Genomic DNA, 17,783 nt, shown 5'->3' on the forward strand with positions numbered 1-17,783 from the left:
GCGTCCCATGGCAACCATCAAGCAAGTGGCGCAGGCGGCGGGGGTGTCGTTTACCACCGTCTCGCACGTCCTCAACAATACCCGCCCCGTCAGCGACGAGGCGCGCCGCGCCGTGCTGGCGGCGGCGGAACAATTGCATTACGTGCCCAGCGCGCTGGCGCGTTCCCTGCGCAGCCGCAGCACGGGCACCATCGGCCTCATCATTCCCAACAATACGAACCCGTATTTTTCGGAAGTGGCGCGCGGCATCGAAGACAGCTGCTACGCGGCCGGCTACAGCGTAATCTTGTGCAATTCCGATGACGATCCCGTCAAGCAGCGCGATTACCTGAACGTGCTGCTGACCAAGCGTTGCGACGGCCTGATCCTGTCCGCGCTGGCCGACAGCGATGGCGAACTGCTGCGCAAGATGAAGGTGCCGGCCGTGCTGCTCGACCGCGCCCCCAGCGACCTGGCCATCGACGCCGTGGCCGTCGACAACCGCGCCGGCGGTGCCCTGGCCGCGCGCCACCTGCTGGACCTGGGACGCCGGCGCATCGCCTGCATCGCCGGACCCCGCGAAGTGAGCATTTCCAACGAGCGCATCGCTGGCGCGCGCGGCGCCATGGCGGAGGCGGGCGCGGTGCTGGAATCGGCCCTGTGCCTGCATAGCGACTTTAGCAGCGCGGGCGGTTATGCGGCCGCGCTCGGCTTGCTGGCGCTGCCGCCAGGCCAGCGCCCGGACGCCCTGTTTTGCTGCAATGACTTGATGGCGTTTGGCGCCCTGCGCGCCGCCGCCGAGCGCGGCATTGCCGTGCCCGGAGAACTGGCCGTCGTCGGCTTCGACGATATCGACCTGGCCAGCTTCGTGCATCCGGCCCTGACCAGCGTGGCGCAAAACACGCGCGAGCTGGGCCACATCACGGCCGCCTGCCTGCTGGCGCGCATCGCCGAACCCGGCTTGCCGCGTCAGCAGCGCAGCATCGTCCCCGAGCTGCACGTGCGCGGCTCCAGCGTGGCGGCCACGCCAGTACCTTTTTCTTTACCTGCAACTGAACTGATGGGAATGACATCATGATCGTGGTTATCGGCAGCATCAATATGGACCTGGTCTTGCGCGTGCCGCGCATGCCCCTCCCCGGCGAAACCCTGACGGGCGGCGCTTTTCGAACCATTCCTGGCGGCAAGGGCGCCAACCAGGCCGTCGCCTGCGCGCGCATGAGCGGCAAGGTCGAGGCGGGCGGCCAGCAAGTGGCCATGGTCGCTTGCGTGGGCGACGACGCCTTCGGCGCCACCCTGCGCGCGGCGCTGGTGGGCGATGGCATCATCGATAGCCACATCAGTACCTTGCCGGGCGTGGCATCCGGCATCGCCTCGATACTCGTCGATGACAACGGCCAGAACAGCATCGTCATCGCCGGCGGCGCCAATGATTTATTGAGCCCCGCGCACATTGACGCGGCGCAAGGCTTGATCGAACAGGCCGACATCGTCGTGCTGCAGCTGGAAACGCCGATGGCCACCGTCGTGCATGCGATCAAGCTGGCCCGCTCGCTGGGCAAGACCGTCGTGCTGAATCCGGCGCCGGCCGCCAGCCTGCCGGAAGGCGTGCTGGACCTGGTCGATTACCTGATCCCGAATGAAATCGAAGCGGCCATGCTGGCCGGCGTGAGTCCCGAGTCCGCCACCGACATTCCCGCGCTGGCGGCCGCGCTGCAAAAGCAGGGCAGCGACAACGTCATCATCACCCTCGGTAACAAGGGCGTGCACGCGGCCCTGTATGGCGGCGACACCATGTTCCCGGCCGAAGCCGTGCAAGCCGTCGACACGACGGCCGCCGGCGACACCTTCATCGGCGGTTTCGTCGCGGGCCTGGCGTCTGGCATGGACGAGGCGGAAGCGATCGGCCAGGGCCAGCGCGCTGCCGCCTGGAGCGTCACCAAGCCCGGCGCGCAAACGTCGATCCCTTACCTGCACGAGCTGTTCTGAGACCATGAAAAAATCACCGCTGCTCAATATTGCGCTGTCGCAACTGATCGCTTCGCTCGGTCATGGCGACATGCTCGTCATCGGCGACGCGGGCTTGCCGTCGCAGCCGGGCGTGCCGCTGATCGACCTGGCCCTGACGCGCGGCATTCCCGGCTTCATCGACACCGTGCAGACGGTGCTGAGCGAAATGCAAGTGGAATACCATTTGCTCGCCAGCGAACTGCCGCAGCACAATCCGGCCATGGCGGCCCAGGTGGCGGCGCTCGGCTTGCCCGATGCGCGCCAGGTGACGCACGAGGAGTTCAAGCAGCTGTGCAAGGGCGCGCGCGCCATCGTGCGCACGGGCGAATGCAGTCCGTATGCCAACGTCATCCTGGTGGCTGGCGTCGTGTTTTAGCGCAAAGAAGTGCGAGATTGTTTGCCAAAAACATCAACGATCTTGCTGCAAGTGAAATAATTATCCATTGGCAAAAGGGACGGCTACAATAGGCTTATCCTGCCTGCCCGGCAGTTTCCTGATGGTTGACTGCCATGCCGATGGAAGCATTGCGCGCTTGCCGTTCCCCTTTGCCGCCGCGTACAGGCAGGCGGGCGCTCGCCTGGCTGCTTTTTCTCGCCTGCTTGTATTGCTGCGCCATGCCGGTCCATGCGCTGGAGCGCGTCGTCCTGCAGCTCAATTTCACGCACCAATTCCAGTTTGCCGGCTATTACGCGGCCATCGAGCAGGGCTATTACCGCGAGGCGGGCCTCGACGTGACCCTGGTCGAAGGCGGTGACGGCCGGCGCGCCGAGACGGCCGTGCTGGCGGGCCAGGCCGAATATGGCGTGGGCAACAGCACGCTGTTGCTCAGCCGCCTGGCCGGCAAGCCCGTGGTGGTGCTGGCCGTGGTGTTCCAGCATTCGCCCAGCGTGCTGCTGATGCGCCAGCATGGCGGTGCGCCCGATGTGCACCGGCTGGCGGGCGCCCCCGTGATGATAGGCGCGCCTGCCGATGTGGCGTCCGCTTCCGATGAAGTGTCGCTGTTCCTGAAGAAAATGGGCGTCGCGCCGCAGCAGATGCGGCATTTGCCGCCCAGTTACCGGGTCGAGGACTTGATCGACGGCAAGGTCGATGCGATTGCCGCCTATTCCACCAACGAGCCCGACTATCTGGACCGGGCTGGCTTTCCCTACTACCAGTTCACGCCGCGCACGGCCGGCATCGATTTCTATGGCGACAACCTGTTTACCAGCGAGCATGAACTGCGCCGCCATCCCGAGCGGGTGAGAGCGTTCCGCGCGGCCAGCCTGCGCGGCTGGCAATACGCGATGGCCCATCGCGAGGAAATGGCGCAGTTGATCCATGCCAAATACAGCCAGCGCCACGACAGCGCGCACCTGCTGTACGAGGCGCAGCAGATGGAGCTGCTGCTGCAGCCCGTGCTGGTGGAACTCGGCTACATGAATCCCCAGCGCTGGCAGCATATCGCCGATACCTACGCGGCCATGGGCTTGCTGGCGCCGGACGCGACGGCCAGCGCCGCCTACCGCGGCTTCCTCTACCGCCCCGTGCCTGGCGCCGACCTGGGCTGGCTGTACCTGTCGCTGGGCGTGGCCGGCAGCCTGCTGGCTGTCTCGGCAGCGTTTCACTTCAGCAACCTGGCACGCGAGCGCCGCCGTACGGAGGAAACCATCCGCCAGGGGGAGTTGCGTTTTCGCACGATGTTCGAGGAAGCACCCATGGGCATCGCCCTGATCGATACCCTGAGCGGACAGTTTCTCGATATCAATCCACGCTATCTCGCCATCGCCGGGCGCAGCCTCGAGCATATGAAGAAATCGAGCTGGATGGAAATCAGCCATCCCGACGATGTGGCGGGCGAGCAGGAGCAGGTGGCGCAGCTGCTGGCGCGGCGCCTGAGCGGCTTTCGCCACTCGAAGCGCATCGTGCGCCCCGATGGCGGCGTGGTGTGGGTCGACGCCTCCGTGACGGCCATCGAGACGGCGCGCCACGGCGGTCCGCACCATCTGTGCATGCTGGAAGACGTGACGGACAAGCGGCAGTCGGAAGCGCTGATCTGGCAGCAAGCCAATTTCGATACCCTCACGCAATTGCCGAACCGCCGCATGTTCCACGAGCGCCTGCGCCTGGCGCTGGCGCAGGGACGGCGCGACACGAGCCGTGTGGCCATCCTGTTCATCGACCTCGACCACTTCAAGGAAGTCAACGATACGCTTGGTCATCACCAGGGCGACATCCTGCTGATCGAGGCGGCGCGGCGCATCCGCGTCGGCGTGCGCGAGACGGATACGGTGGCGCGCCTGGGCGGCGACGAATTCACGGTGATCCTGTCCGACCTCGATGACTTGCAGCAAGTCGACCGCATCGCGCGGCAGATACTCGACGGCTTGCTGGCGCCGTTCCTGCTGGGGCAGGAGCAGGCATTCGTCTCGGCCTCGATCGGCATCACCCTGTATCCGGACGACGCGGGCAATATCGAAGACTTGCTCAAGCATGCGGACCAGGCCATGTATGTGTCGAAAGGCGCGGGGCGCAACCGCTACAGCTATTTCACGCCGGCCCTGCAGGTGGCGGCCGTCAACCGCATGCGCCTGGGCGCGGACTTGCGCACGGCCCTGCGCGAGCAGCAGATGCAGCTGTATTACCAGCCCATCGTCGCGCTGCACAGCGGCCGCATCGACAAGGCGGAAGCCTTGCTGCGCTGGAACCATCCGCAACGGGGCCTCGTGTACCCGCCCGACTTTCTCGCGCTGGCCGAAAGCAGCGGCCTGATCGTGGAAATCGGCGACTGGGTGCTGCGCGCGGCGGCCGCGCAGTTGCTGCGCTGGCGCGCGGACGGCCACGCCATCGGGCAGACGGGCTTGCAGCTGTGCCTGAACCTGTCGCCGCTGGAGTTGCAGCGCGAGGCGGAAGCGCCCGGCACCTGGCTGCGCCAGCTGATGGCGCTCGACGTGCCGGTCTCGGCCATCGTGCTCGACATGCGCGAGGATGCGCTGCTGGGAACGGGCAGCGGCGCCGGCAGCGGCATGGCGCAGCGGCTCCAGCATTTGCGCGATGCGGGCGTGCAGATCGCCCTCGACGATTTTGGCAGCGGCCATGCATCGCTGACGCAATTGCAGCAGTGCGGCATCGATTACCTGAAGATCGACGGCGCCATGATACGCAAGCTGGCGCCGGGCGCCAGCGAGCTGGCCTTGTGCGAAGCCATCATCAGCGTGGCGCACAAGCTGGGCATGCGGGTCATCGCCGAAGGGGTGGAAACGGCGGCGCAGCGGACGTTGCTGCAGGACATAGGCTGCGACTATGCGCAAGGCTATCTGTTCGCCCCGCCCCTGACCATCGAAGCGTTCGATGCGCTGCTGCACGCGCAGCGGCCCTTGCACCCTTGAAATGGGGGCGTCGCGCCAGCACATGCCAGCCAGGCCTGCGGGACAGGGCTCCCGGCGGGAACAGGCTTATACTCGATACGCTGGCGCCTGCGCCCGGCTTCAGCTGTCACCGGTCATCGACTGCTTGCGCAGGCAAATTTTCTTCCATTCACTCCAACTCGAGGTGTACTCATGGGCATTTTCAGCAATATCTACAACAAGATCTTCCACCATTCGTCCGATGCCGCCCCGGCTGCCACGCCGGCCGCCGCTACCGAGGCACCGGCAGCGAGCGCTCCTGCGGCCGCCCCGGCCGCCGCCGTGCCCGTGGTGGACGTGGAAGTGGTGCTGGTCGACCTGGCCAGCAAGAATGCGGAAAAACTCAATTGGCGCACATCCATCGTCGACCTGATGAAGCTGTTGCAACTCGACAGCAGCCTGGCGTCGCGCAAGGAACTGGCGCAAGAGCTGCATTTCACGGGCGATACCAATGATTCGGCCAGCATGAATATCTGGCTGCACCGCCAGGTGATGATCAAGCTGGCGGAAAACGGCGGAAAAGTCCCGGAAGAGCTGAAGAACTAAGAACTGCACACCTGGCGGTGGCAGGAATATCTCGCTGCCGCTATTCAATCCTGTGGGAACTGCCTATGATGGAGTTCCCATAGCGTCGCGATAGCTAAAATCAATTGAAACTATTGTGACAATCAATTTTGCATATGGGTTAAAACCCCTTACACTAGAGTCTTACTGATTCACCACACGAGAGGAAATGACTATGTCGCTCATCAATACCCAAGTTAAACCATTCAAGGCAACCGCATACCACAATGGCAAGTTCGTCGACCTGACGGAAGCGTCGCTGAAAGGCAAGTGGTCGGTATTCGTGTTCTACCCAGCCGACTTCACCTTCGTTTGCCCAACCGAACTGGAAGATCTGGCCGATCACCACGCTGAATTCCAGAAACTGGGCGTCGATGTGTACGGTATCTCGACCGATACCCACTTCGCACACAAAGCATGGCACGACACCTCGGATGCGATCAAGAAAGTGCAATACGCACTGATCGGCGACCCAACCGGCGCCCTGTCGCGCAACTTCGAAGTCATGATCGAAGAAGAAGGCCTGGCACTGCGCGGTACCTTCGTCATCAATCCGGACGGCTTCATCAAAGTGCTGGAAGTGCATGACAACGGCATCGGCCGTGACGCTGCAGAACTGCTGCGCAAAGTCAAAGCCGCCCAGTACGTGGCGAGCCACCCAGGCGAAGTATGCCCGGCAAAATGGACGGAAGGCGCAGCAACGCTGACCCCATCGCTGGACCTGGTTGGCAAGATCTAAGTTTTGAAGCTTTGAAACATCTAGCAGCAAACAAGTAGTTACCGCGATGCCGGACCGGGTGTCCGGCCCGGCATTCGCCTAAATATTTGTAGAAAAGGAAAAAATCATGTTAGACGCAACCCTCAAAACCCAACTGAAATCCTACCTGGAAAAAGTGGTGTATCCGCTTGAGCTGGTCGCTTCTCTCGATGACAGCGCAAAAGCCCGTGAGATGAAGGAATTGCTCCAGGAGATAGTCCTGTTGAGCGACAAGATCACGCTGGTCGAGCGCATTGACGCTGGCGTACGGACCCCGTCGTTCAGCATCAACCGTACAGGCTCCGACATCGGCGTGCGTTTCGCCGGTGTGCCGCTGGGCCATGAATTCACGTCGCTGGTGCTGGCGCTGCTGCAAGTGGGCGGCCACACCATCAAGTTCGACGATGCCGTGATCGAGCAGATCCGCAACCTCGACGGCGACTATGTCTTTGAAACGTTTATTTCGCTGAGCTGCCATAACTGCCCGGAAGTGGTGCAGGCGCTCAATGCGATGGCGGTGATCAACCCGCGCATCAAGGTCACCACCATCGACGGCGGCGTGTTCCCGAAAGAAGTGGAAGAACGCCAGATCATGGCCGTGCCGATGATGTTCCTGAACGGTGAACACTTCGGTCAGGGACGCACGAATGTCGAGGAAATCCTCGCCAAGCTCGACACCAACGCCGGCGCCCGTCAGGCCGAAGCGCTGAACAAGAAAGACGTGTTCGACATGCTGATCGTCGGCGGCGGCCCTGCCGGCGCGGCAGCGGCCATCTATGCGGCCCGCAAGGGCATCAAGACGGGCGTGCTGGCCGAGCGTTTCGGCGGCCAGGTGCTCGATACCCTGGCCATCGAGAATTTTATTTCCGTCAAGGAAACGGACGGTCCGAAGTTCGCCATGGCGCTGGAACAGCACGTCAAGGAGTACGAGGTCGACATCATGAACACCCAGCGCGCGACGAAACTGACGCCGGGCAAGCTGGTCGAGATTGAAACGGCGAATGGCGCCGTCCTGAAAGCCAAGACCGTGATTTTGGCCACCGGCGCCCGCTGGCGCGAAATCAACGTGCCGGGCGAGAAGGAATACCGCAACCACGGTGTCGCCTACTGCCCGCACTGCGACGGTCCCTTGTTCAAGGGCAAGCGCGTGGCCGTGATCGGCGGCGGCAACTCGGGCGTGGAAGCGGCGATCGACCTGGCCGGCCTCGTGAAACACGTGACCCTGATCGAGTTCGGCGCGGAACTGCGTGCCGATGCGGTGCTGCAACGCAAGCTGCACAGCCTGCCCAACGTGACCGTGATCACCTCGGCGCAGACGACCGAGATCCACGGCGACGGCAAGATCGTCAATGGTCTCAGCTACACGGACCGCATCAGCGGCGAGTCGAAAAAGGTCGAACTGGAAGGCGTCTTCGTGCAGATCGGCCTGGTGCCGAACACGGAGTGGCTGAAAGGCACGCTGGCCCTGTCGCGCCACGGCGAAATCGAAGTCGATGCCCGCGGCCAGACCTCGATCCCCGGCGTGTTCGCGGCCGGCGACGTCACCACGGTGCCGTACAAGCAGATCATCATCGCCACCGGCGAAGGCGCGAAGGCAGCCCTGTCCGCCTTTGACCACCTGATCCGCTCGGACGACGAGGAAGTGGTTGAAGAGTCTGCCGCGAAAGAAGCACTGACGGCGTAAGCTTTTAACGTTGCGCTGGATCAAAAAAACCGGAAGGACCGCGAGGCCCTTCCGGTTTTTTTACGTGCAAGAAATTCAGCTGCCCGCGTACAGCGGGTTGCCGGCGACATACACCAAGACGCCGTCGACGGGCATGTCCGCGGGAGCGATGGCGGCCAGGGCGAATCTGGTTTGATGGTTGAAGGTTTGCACATGCCACGTAAAGCGCTGGCCGGCGCGGACGATGGTGACGGTCTCGCCGCGCGTGACATTGACGTGGCGGGTATCGTCCTGCAGGGTGATGGTGCGCTGGGCAGCGGCATGCGGGGCGGCGCTGCCATAGTCGGCGGCCGTGCCCGTCGGGCCGGCGGCGATGGCGGACGTGGCAAGGGCGGCGCACAGGATGGCCAGGGCGCTGCAGTGGGTGTTCAACATCATGTTCTCCAAGAATAGTCATGGCGGGCTGGTAAGCCGCCGTTTGTTGTCGTGGCTGCGCCGGGATCGCCGGTTTTTGCAACACGGCATCGTAAGCTGTAGCGGCCCCATCTGCAAAGCTGTATTTCCTGACTATATTTCGCGCGCAGGCAGCGGGGCGCCGCCCGCCAGCTTCGGCAGGGTGGTCTTGCCGCCCCCATGCGCGCCGCGCAGCCAGGTGACGCCGGCGCCGAATGGCTGGCGGCAGCCCTGGAACACGCTGTGCGTGGGGAAATGAAAATCGAGATGCTCGACCTGCAGGACGGGAGAAGAGGCAGTCCATGCCATCATTTGCTTCCGGTGGCGCTCAAGGCAAGGCAAGAAAACCGGGCAGGGCGATGACGCTGAGCAGGCCCAGCAAGACGGGCGCGGCCAGGAAGACGAGGATTTCCATGGAACTGGCCAGGCTGGCGGCAAATTGCAGCAGCGCATGATGGGCCAGGCGCAGGCGCAAGGTAGGGGGACGATGGCGGGGCAGGTGCATCAAGGCAGGAGCGGCAGAGTCGGCAAGAGCGCTGATGTATTTCTGGCCCCACAATGGGAAAAGCCCTTCGGTTCCAGGAACCAAAGGGCTTTTCTTTTATTGGCGGAGCGGACGGGACTCGAACCCGCGACCCCCGACGTGACAGGCCGGTATTCTAACCAACTGAACTACCACTCCAAGCTCGTATGATCTGTGTTGCTGATCCATGAAGCACTGGATAATTTTCTGTTTGGTGGTGGGTGCTGAGAGGCTCGAACTCCCGACCTACGCCTTGTAAGGGCGCCGCTCTACCAACTGAGCTAAGCACCCGCATACCCAGAAAACTATCCCGACGTTTGTCACCACGTCTGGAAGAGGCACTATTATAGGGGGCGCCTTCCCGCTTGTGCAACTATTCTTGAGGGATAAAAGCAGTTTTTTTGCGAAAAAGCGCAAAAATGCCGGGGAGGAGAAGGCGGGGCGCATTTTCTGGCGCGGAAATGGGAAAAGCCCTTCGGTTCCAGGAACCAAAGGGCTTTTCTTTTATTGGCGGAGCGGACGGGACTCGAACCCGCGACCCCCGACGTGACAGGCCGGTATTCTAACCAACTGAACTACCACTCCAAGCTCGTATGATCTGTGTTGCTGATCCATGAAGCACTGGACAGTTTTCTGATTTGGTGGGTGCTGAGAGGCTCGAACTCCCGACCTACGCCTTGTAAGGGCGCCGCTCTACCAACTGAGCTAAGCACCCGTTGCTTGTCTCAGAAAACCATCCCGACGTTTGTCACCACGTCTGGAAGAGGCGCTATTATAGGACGGGCAAAATCCTTCTGCAAGCGCTTTTTCCAACTTTTTACCGTTTTAGCTGTCGATGCCCCATTGCGACAGCATCCACGCCATATTAAAAGCGTTTTCGGCGATGGCGTTATAGCGGCCCGAGGCGCCGCCGTGGCCGGCGCCCATATTCGTTTTCAGCAGCAGGGGATTGCCGTCCGTTTTATACGCGCGCAGCTTGGCCACGTATTTGGCCGGTTCCCAGTACATGACCTGGCTGTCGTTGAGGCCCGTCGTCACCAGCATGGCGGGATAATTCCTACGTGCAATGTTGTCGTAAGGCGAGTAGCTGAGCATGTAGTCATAGGCCGCCTTCTGGTTCGGGTCACCCCATTCCAGGTATTCGCCCGTGGTCAGCGGCAGGCTGGCGTCCATCATGGTGTTCATCACGTCGACGAAGGGCACGGCCGCGTGCACGGCGTGGAACAGTTCGGGACGCATGTTGACGACGGCGCCCATCAGCAAGCCACCGGCACTGCCGCCCTGGATGATCAGGCGGTTCGGGCTCGTCCATTTTTCGCGCACCAGGTAGTCGGCGCTGTCGATGAAGTCATTGAAGGTATTTTTCTTCTTCATCAGCATGCCGTCCTCATGCCAGGCTTCGCCCATGTCGGTGCCGCCACGGATATGCGCTTGCGCATAGATGACGCCCCGTTCCAGCAGGCTGATGCGGCTGATGGCAAAGCTGGCTTCCGTCGAGATGCCGTAGGAACCATACGAGTACAGCAGCAGCGGCGCGGAACCGTCGAGCTTGACGCCTTTCTTGTAGACGATCCACAGCGGCACTTGCACGCCATCGCGCGCTTTCACCCACAGGCGCTGCGTGGTGTAGCGGCTGCCGTCAAAGCCGCCGACGATTTCCTGCTGCTTCAGCACCGTGCGCTTGCCATCTTGCATGTTCACGTCGATGACGGTGGGCGGCGTGACGGGGGACTGGTAGGACATGCGAAATTGCGTGGCGGAAAATTCCGGCGTGCCGGCCGCGCTGGCCAGGTAGACGGCATCGTCGAACTGCACGGTTTTCCAGTTCTTCTGCGCAAAATCATGGATGCGCGCGCGGTTCAGGGCGCGCGCTTTTTCCATCACCACCAGGTAGCCCTGGAAGACGTCGATGGACTGGATCACGGCATCCTTGTTGTGCGGCACCAGCGTCTTCCAGTGCCGGGCCTGCGGATCCGACAGCGGCGCGCTGACGATGCGGAAATTCTTCGCCTCCTTGTTGGTCAGAATATACAGCTGGCCGTCGCGGTGCTCGACGACGTAGCGGTGGCCCTTCTCGCGCTTCAGCACGGGCTGGAAGCTGCCTTCCGGCTTGTTGGTTGGCAACAGCAGCACTTCCGTCGTATCCGTGCTGCCCGAGGTGAGCACAAAGAATTGCTTGTCGTGCGTGCGGCCCACGTTGATGGCGAACTGTTCCACCGGCTCGTGGTAGACCTGCTGCTGCGTGCCGCCCAGGGCCAGGCGGAATACGCGGTCCGAACGCTTGGTGGTGGCGTCTTCCTGGGCCAGCATCAGGGTGGCGTTGTCCGACGCCCAGGCCAGCGACGTTACGCGTGGCATGCTGTCGGTAAGTAACTTGCCCGTCTTCAAATCCTTGACGTGCAATTCGTACTGGCGGAAACCCGTCGTGTCGGTGGTGTAGGCCAGCAGCTGTTCATTCGGGCTGATGGAAAACGCGCGCACGGCAAAGAATTTTTGGCCTTCGGCCAATTGATTCTGGTCCAGCAGGACTTCCTCAGGCGCCTGCGCATCATAGGCGCCGCCCTTGCCGATAGGGCGGCGGCAATGGATCGGGTACTGCTTGCCCGCTTCCACGCGCGTGTAATAGTAGAAATTGCCCTGGCGTGCAGGCACGGACAGGTCCACTTCCTGCATGCGGCCCTTGATTTCGGCATACACCTTGTCGGCCAGCGGCTGTATCGGTGCCGTGACGGCCGCCGTATAGGCGTTTTCCGCATTCAGGTAGTCGATCACGGCTGGATCGCTCTTCTTTTGCAGCCAGCGGTAGTCGTCCGTGACGACCGTGCCATGGCGTGTTTCCTGCCATGCTGTCTTGGCGGCAACGGGGGCTGCGACGGGTGCGGTGGCCGTGGCGACGGTGGTGGTGGCGGCGTCGGCGGCTGTCGCGGATGGCGAAAGCGTGGACAGCAGCAGGGCCGGCATGATGGATGAGCAGGCGGCCAGGCGGCGTAAGACGTAAGGTACTGTGGACAAGGCAACTCCCTAGGTTTCGTTGTTGTGCAGCGATTCTATTCTTGCTAAATAGAAAAGCCAATCATGATTTCAGTCAATGCTGCGCCGGCGCTTGCATCCACGGGCATTTCCAGCGATACTGTATATAACAACAGTATTTAACAGCATCCCGCCGCGAGGTGCCCTTGACCCTATCTGCCCCTACATTTCCTGAGTCACCCGCGCCGCGCCGCTGGATTGCCCACCTGGACATGGATGCCTTCTTTGCGTCCGTTGAATTGCTGAAATATCCGGAATTGCGCGGCGAAGCCGTCGTCATCGGCGGTGGCCGCTTGCAGCAGCCCGTGCTGCAGGAAGATGGCACGCGGCAGTTTGCGCGCATGCGCGATTACGTGGGGCGCGGCGTCGTCACCACGTCGACGTATGCGGCGCGCGCGTTCGGCGTGTTTTCCGCCATGGGCATCATGAAGGCGGCCAAGCTGGCGCCGGACAGCATCCTGCTGCCGGCCGACTTCGAGGCGTACCGCGAGTACTCGGCCCGTTTCAAGCAGGCCGTGGCCCACCTGTGCCCCATCATCCAGAACGTGGGCATCGATGAAATCTATGTCGACCTGACGGAATATGGCGGGCAGGCGCCGGCCATGGCCGCGCGCCTGAAGGCGGCCGTGTCCGAGGCGACGGGCCTGTCGTGCTCGATCGGCCTGGCGCCGAACAAATTGCTGGCGAAAATCTGTTCCGATCTGGAAAAACCCGATGGTCTGACCATCTTGTCGCCCGAGGATGTGGCAACGCGCGTGTGGCCCCTGCCGGCGAAAAAAATCAACGGCATCGGGCCGAAGGCCACGGCCAAGCTGGAAGCGCTGGGCATCGTCAGCATCGGCCAGCTGGCGCAAGCCGACCTGGCCATGCTGCGCACGCAGTTTGGCGACGTGTACACCAGCTGGCTGCGGCAGGCGGCGCTGGGCATCGACGAGCGGCCCGTGCAGACGAGCCGGGAAACCAAGTCCGTCAGCCGCGAAACGACGTTCGAGCGCGACTTGCAGGTGGTGCGCGACCGCGCCACCCTGTCGGAAAAGCTGGAAAGCCTGTGCACGCGCGTGGCGGGCGACCTCGACAAGCAGTCGCTGGCGGGGCGCACGGTGGGCATCAAGCTGCGCTTCGAGGATTTCAGCACGGTGACGCGCGATGTCACCTTGCCCAGCGCCACGGCGGATGCCGCCGCCATCCTGCGTGCCAGCCGCGATTGTTTGCGGCGCGTGCCGTTCGAGAAAAAAATCCGCCTGCTGGGCGTGCGCATCTCGACCCTGTCCGATCCTGCCCTGGTCACGCGGCAGGCGCCGGCCCAGGCCGAGCTGTTTCCCGCCCTGTAGCGGCATCGCGCGGCCACCAATCCTGTTGTACAAGCATCGCGCCAGTCCGCGCCTTTGACGGCATGAGCGTGTCGAAAGTGTAGAATGGCGTTCCCCTGGCACTACTGAAACAAACGGAAGACAAAAACTATGTGGTTCAAGAATCTTCAGATTTACCGCCTGCCCGCACCATGGGCTTATACGCCAGAACAACTGGAAGAGGCGCTGTCCTCGAACAAATTTACGCCGGCGACCAGCATGGATCTGATGCGCCAGGGCTGGGATACGCCACGCCCGAATGGCGGTTTGGTGCACGTGGTCAACAAGCAGATGCTGATCCTGCTGGGCACGGAAAAGAAATTGCTGCCAGCCACCGTCATCAACCAGGTCGCCAAGGCCCGCGCCGCTGAAATGGAAGAAGCGCAAGGCTTTGCGCCGGGCAAGAAAGCCATGAAGGAATTGAAAGAGCGCGTCGCCGACGAACTGCTGCCGCGCGCCTTCAGCATCCGCAGCAATGTCTGGACGTGGATCGATCCCGTCAATGGCTGGCTGGTGGTCGATGCCGCCAGCCCGGCAAAAGCCGATGAAGTCATCAAGCTGCTGCTCAAAGCCGTCGACAAGCTGCCGCTGGAAAGCCTGCGCGTGCAGCGCTCGCCGGTGGCGGTGATGACGGAATGGCTGCAGGCCGACGATGCGCCTGCCGGCTTCACGGTCGACATGGATACGGAATTGCGCGCCACGGGCGAGAGCAAGGCCACCGTGCGCTATGTGCGCCACACGCTGGAAGCGGACGACGTGCGCCGCCACATCGCGGCCGGCAAGCAGTGCACGCGCCTGGCCATGACGTGGAACGACAAGATCTCGTTCGTGCTGACGGAGTCGCTGGCCATCAAGAGCGTCAAGCCGCTGGACGTGATCAAGGAAACGGAATCGAGCACGAAGAACGACGAAGAGCGTTTCGACGGCGACGTGATGCTGATGACGGGTGAGTTGAGCAAGCTGATGGCCGACGTGGTCGAGGCATTGGGCGGCGAAGCGACCGCGTAAACACCGTCGTGCCGGTACAGAAAAGGAGCTCACGCTCCTTTTTTTTTCGCCCGCGCAGTTTTCACCTGTGACGATGTTGCGGCATAAAAAAAAGCGCCTTGCACGGTGAAGTGCAAGGCGCTTTTCAGACAAGCTAATTTACAACGTCAAATTAGAACTTGTAGTTGCCGGTGATGTAGAACGAACGCATCATTGGATCGGCGTAGCGTGGGTCGAAACCAATCTGGTGGCCCGACGAAGCGCGCAGCGACAGCGGTGGTGCACGGTCGAACAGGTTTTTGATGCCTGCGCGGATCGTGGTTTGCTTGTCAAAGACGAAACGCGCTTGCCAGTCGAACGTCGTGTACGACGGTACTTGCAGGCGGAAGTTTTTCTCTTCTTTGTGGGTATCGACGTTGTAGACGGTCGCCGCAGCATCGGTGTAGCCGTTACGGTAGTTGACGGTGACCGTGTTGCTCAGGCGGCCAGTGTCCAGGGTCGTCGTCAGCTTCATCAGGTTGCGGAACGTGACTTCGTTGGTGTCGCCGAAGAAGTTCATGTTGCTGGTGAACACGTTGTCGCTACCGGCTTTGGTGTAGTTGGCGTGCAACATGTGCGTACCGCTCAGTTGAGCCGTCAGCTTACCGAAGGAGAACTTGTGGTTGGCCGACAGATCCCAGTCGATACCACGGTATTCCTTCTTGCCGACGTTGACCGACAGTTTCTTGAATGCGTAGTATTGAAAGCCGGTCGATGGTTCGATGTAGGTCGTGAAGCTCGACGCGTACTTGATCGGATCCCCAAATGCCTGATCTTCGGTGATTTCGGACACGGCGTTGCGCAGTTTTACATCCCACAGGTCGGCGCCGAACGAGAAGGCCGCGCTAGGCTCGACACGGAAGCCCAGGGTGAACTGCTTCGATTTTTCCGATTGCAGGTCTGGATTGCCTTGCGATACCGCGTTGTATTGCGTTGGTTCGCCGCGGCATAGTGCGTTACCTGGGTATGGGCAGTCAAATTTCTTGGCGGTAAAGCTGGCATTGACCAGCGGCTGAGCAATGTCCAGCATGCTTGGCGCCTTGAAGCCCGTGCCGTAGGAACCGCGGATCAGCACGGTTTGTACCGGCTGCCAGCGTGCCGATACCTTGTAGGTATTGGCGCTGTCTTTCTTGCCCACGGTTTTGTTGTTCAGCTTGTCATCGATCGCCTTGACAGCATCGTAACGGCCGCCAACGGTCATTTCGAACGACTTCGTCAGCGGTGCCAGCAATTCGACGAACGCGCCATAGGTGTCGCGGCTCATGTCGTAGGCAGCCTTCGTGTTGAAGCTGTAGATGTCGTTGCCGGTGGCATTGCTGCCTGGCGATTGCTCATAGATATAGGTGCGGTAGTCGCCACCGATACCCAGGCTGGCTTTGCCGCCTGGCAGGTCGAACAGTTCACGCGAGCCGTGCGTATCGATGGCGCGCATCGTGGTCGATGCGGTACGCACCGAACCGACGAATTGCGCGCCCGCGACTTGCGCTTGCACGGATGGCTTTTGCGTCATTGCAAACGGATCGAATTCCGGATTGGCGAGGATGTCCTTGAACGCCTGGTTTTTCTGGTAACCGCCCGTGTAGCGCTCGTCGATCGAGTTTTGCGACCAGGTCAGGCCGCTCTCGAAGTTCCACGCGCCCAGCTCGCCTTCAACGCCCAGCACGACGTGCTTGGTTTCGGTGATGGTGTTGCTGGCGCGCAGGCCGAAGTCGGTGCTGCGGTAGTTGGCCGTCACGGATTTGACGTCGGCACGTTGTGCTGGCGTCAGGTATGGCGACACATAGGTGTTGTACAGCGCGCTGTCCTTGGCGATCGCGATCGGGATCGGATTGGCGGCGATACGCGCGGTCAGGTCGTAGCGCGAGTAGGCCAGTTCGGCGAACGCGTTCAGGTTGTCGTTCAGCTTGTACGTTGCTTTGGAGAACAGGCTGTCGCGTTTCGATTGCGGCACGATTTCCACGGTGGAACCAGTGTCGAAGCCACAAGCGCGGGTATTGCTTGGGGTGATCTCGAAACCGTCAGGGCAGGCGGTACCGTTATGTTGCGCCAGGTAAGGCGAAAATACGGTCGACGGAGCACCGCTCTTGTAGGCAACGGTGGCGCCGGCCGGCGAAGCCGAGGTGCTGGTGCGGTCCCATACATAGTTATTGCCGTTGCGGCTGAATGGCACGAAGGAGCTGGCGGCGAAGTTGCGGTCGGTGGCGCGCAGTTTCGATTGCTCGTCATGGCGGTACGACAGCAGCACGTTGAAGCGGTCTTCGTCCAGGTCGCCGAAACCGTAGGTGACGCTGGTATTCCAGGCGTTGCCGCCCTTGTCTTCCGGACCGCCGTAGGTGGCTTCCAGGGTGGCGCCTTGCTGGTTTTTCTTCAGGATGAAGTTCAGTACGCCGGCGATGGCGTCCGAGCCGTACAGTGCCGAAGCGCCGTCGGTCAGGATCTCGACGCGCTCAACGGCGCTCATCGGAATGGCATTCAAGTTGACCGTGGTGCCCGAACCTTGTGGCGCGATGCGGCGGCCGTTCAGCAGTACCAGGGTGTAGGACTCGCCGATACCGTGCAGCGATGCACTGGTGTTACCGCCCGAGTCGGAACCAGCGGCGACTGCGCCGATGGTGAAACCTTGCATGGCTGGCAGAGCCTGGATCAGGTCAGCTACCGATGTAGCGCCCGATTTGGCGATGGCTTCTTGCGACAGGCGTTGCACAGGCAATGCGCCTTCGACGGCGATACGCTTGATGCTCGAGCCGGTAATTTCGACTTTTTGAATTGCTTCGTCCGCCATGGATTGGCCGGAGAACAACATGCTGCCTGCCAGTACGGTCAGGGCCAGGCGTACGCTGCGCACGCCAATTTTTTCTTTAAATGCCATTGTAACAATTACTCCGTAGTAGTTTTAATAACGACAAGCGGCACACGAGCACCGATAAAGCCATCGGATAGATGGCCTGCGGCGGCGTGTACGGTAGGCGGAACCACATCGGAAGGAGGTGGAAGACTACTTAGCGCAATATTGTTATAAATGCACTTTTGACTTGTCGAGAC

15 protein-coding genes and 4 tRNA genes are annotated in these 17,783 nt (G+C 61.7%); 9 read left to right on the top strand and 10 right to left on the bottom strand.

Features of this window, described 5'->3' with window-relative positions; all coding sequences use genetic code 11:
• Positions 1 to 7 precede the first annotated feature (7 nt).
• Genes O0880_RS27395 through rbsD form a run of 3 tightly spaced genes read left to right on the top strand, consistent with a single transcriptional unit; the run spans position 8 to position 2,365 of the window.
• Positions 8 to 1,057, top strand: a complete 1,050-nt coding sequence (locus tag O0880_RS27395) for a LacI family DNA-binding transcriptional regulator (protein WP_289889594.1) — start codon at positions 8 to 10, stop codon at positions 1,055 to 1,057.
• A complete protein-coding gene (rbsK, locus tag O0880_RS27400) occupies positions 1,054 to 1,968 on the top strand; it encodes a ribokinase (protein WP_289889595.1) in 915 nt (304 codons plus the stop codon). The genes O0880_RS27395 and rbsK overlap by 4 nt, the downstream gene beginning before the upstream one ends.
• Before the next feature lie 4 nt (positions 1,969 to 1,972).
• Positions 1,973 to 2,365: a D-ribose pyranase gene (gene rbsD, locus O0880_RS27405; protein WP_071326096.1), complete on the top strand. Its 393-nt coding sequence runs from the start codon at positions 1,973 to 1,975 to the stop codon at positions 2,363 to 2,365.
• Positions 2,366 to 2,459: 94 nt separating this feature from the next.
• Here the strand turns inward: rbsD and O0880_RS27410 are convergent, their stop codons facing one another.
• On the bottom strand, positions 2,460 to 2,606 hold the full coding sequence (locus O0880_RS27410) for a hypothetical protein (protein ID WP_232251010.1): 147 nt from the start codon (positions 2,604 to 2,606) through the stop codon (positions 2,460 to 2,462).
• Between O0880_RS27410 and O0880_RS27415 the strand changes: the two genes are divergently transcribed.
• The 4 genes from O0880_RS27415 (at position 2,605) to ahpF (ending at position 8,381) form a co-directional block, all read left to right on the top strand.
• Positions 2,605 to 5,358, top strand: coding sequence for an EAL domain-containing protein (locus O0880_RS27415; RefSeq protein WP_289889596.1), 2,754 nt, complete (start codon positions 2,605 to 2,607; stop codon positions 5,356 to 5,358). The genes O0880_RS27410 and O0880_RS27415 overlap by 2 nt on opposite strands.
• A 171-nt stretch (positions 5,359 to 5,529) precedes the next feature.
• Positions 5,530 to 5,922 (top strand): DUF3597 domain-containing protein, encoded by a 393-nt coding sequence (locus O0880_RS27420; protein ID WP_289889597.1) that lies wholly within the window; start codon positions 5,530 to 5,532, stop codon positions 5,920 to 5,922.
• Positions 5,923 to 6,115: 193 nt separating this feature from the next.
• Positions 6,116 to 6,679, top strand: coding sequence for an alkyl hydroperoxide reductase subunit C (ahpC, locus tag O0880_RS27425; protein ID WP_071326099.1), 564 nt, complete (start codon positions 6,116 to 6,118; stop codon positions 6,677 to 6,679).
• Between the two features lie 106 nt (positions 6,680 to 6,785).
• A complete protein-coding gene (gene ahpF / locus O0880_RS27430; protein WP_289889598.1) occupies positions 6,786 to 8,381 on the top strand; it encodes an alkyl hydroperoxide reductase subunit F in 1,596 nt (531 codons plus the stop codon).
• 75 nt (positions 8,382 to 8,456) lie between these two features.
• On the opposite strand, the gene O0880_RS27435 is transcribed toward ahpF, so the two are convergent.
• The 8 genes from O0880_RS27435 to O0880_RS27470 all read right to left on the bottom strand — a co-directional run bounded on the left by O0880_RS27435 (position 8,457) and on the right by O0880_RS27470 (position 12,348).
• A complete protein-coding gene (locus tag O0880_RS27435) occupies positions 8,457 to 8,798 on the bottom strand; it encodes a CzcE family metal-binding protein (RefSeq protein WP_289889599.1) in 342 nt (113 codons plus the stop codon).
• 129 nt (positions 8,799 to 8,927) lie between these two features.
• Complete coding sequence (locus tag O0880_RS27440) at positions 8,928 to 9,125, bottom strand: hypothetical protein (RefSeq protein ID WP_289889601.1); 198 nt, start codon at positions 9,123 to 9,125, stop codon at positions 8,928 to 8,930.
• Positions 9,126 to 9,141: 16 nt separating this feature from the next.
• Positions 9,142 to 9,321 (bottom strand): hypothetical protein, encoded by a 180-nt coding sequence (locus O0880_RS27445; protein ID WP_289889603.1) that lies wholly within the window; start codon positions 9,319 to 9,321, stop codon positions 9,142 to 9,144.
• 97 nt (positions 9,322 to 9,418) lie between these two features.
• Positions 9,419 to 9,495, bottom strand: a tRNA-Asp gene (locus O0880_RS27450).
• A gap of 56 nt (positions 9,496 to 9,551) precedes the next feature.
• Positions 9,552 to 9,627 (bottom strand) — tRNA-Val (locus tag O0880_RS27455).
• Positions 9,628 to 9,844: 217 nt separating this feature from the next.
• Positions 9,845 to 9,921: transfer RNA gene (locus O0880_RS27460), tRNA-Asp, on the bottom strand.
• A gap of 54 nt (positions 9,922 to 9,975) precedes the next feature.
• Positions 9,976 to 10,051: transfer RNA gene (locus O0880_RS27465), tRNA-Val, on the bottom strand.
• Positions 10,052 to 10,161: 110 nt separating this feature from the next.
• Positions 10,162 to 12,348 carry a S9 family peptidase gene (locus O0880_RS27470; RefSeq protein ID WP_289889604.1) on the bottom strand — a complete coding sequence of 729 codons (2,187 nt, stop codon included), beginning with the start codon at positions 12,346 to 12,348 and terminating at the stop codon, positions 10,162 to 10,164.
• 215 nt (positions 12,349 to 12,563) lie between these two features.
• Here O0880_RS27470 and dinB point away from each other — a divergent pair, with 215 nt between their 5' ends.
• Together dinB and O0880_RS27480 are read left to right on the top strand one after the other, a co-directional pair.
• Positions 12,564 to 13,697, top strand: coding sequence for a DNA polymerase IV (gene dinB, locus O0880_RS27475; protein WP_289889698.1), 1,134 nt, complete (start codon positions 12,564 to 12,566; stop codon positions 13,695 to 13,697).
• Positions 13,698 to 13,826: 129 nt separating this feature from the next.
• Positions 13,827 to 14,723, top strand: coding sequence for a recombination-associated protein RdgC (locus O0880_RS27480; RefSeq protein WP_034754435.1), 897 nt, complete (start codon positions 13,827 to 13,829; stop codon positions 14,721 to 14,723).
• Positions 14,724 to 14,874: 151 nt separating this feature from the next.
• Here the strand turns inward: O0880_RS27480 and O0880_RS27485 are convergent, their stop codons facing one another.
• Positions 14,875 to 17,610 carry a TonB-dependent receptor gene (locus O0880_RS27485; protein ID WP_289889605.1) on the bottom strand — a complete coding sequence of 912 codons (2,736 nt, stop codon included), beginning with the start codon at positions 17,608 to 17,610 and terminating at the stop codon, positions 14,875 to 14,877.
• Positions 17,611 to 17,783 lie beyond the last annotated feature (173 nt).

Source organism: Janthinobacterium sp. SUN118, assembly GCF_030397695.1.
GTDB lineage: Bacteria > Pseudomonadota > Gammaproteobacteria > Burkholderiales > Burkholderiaceae_D > Janthinobacterium.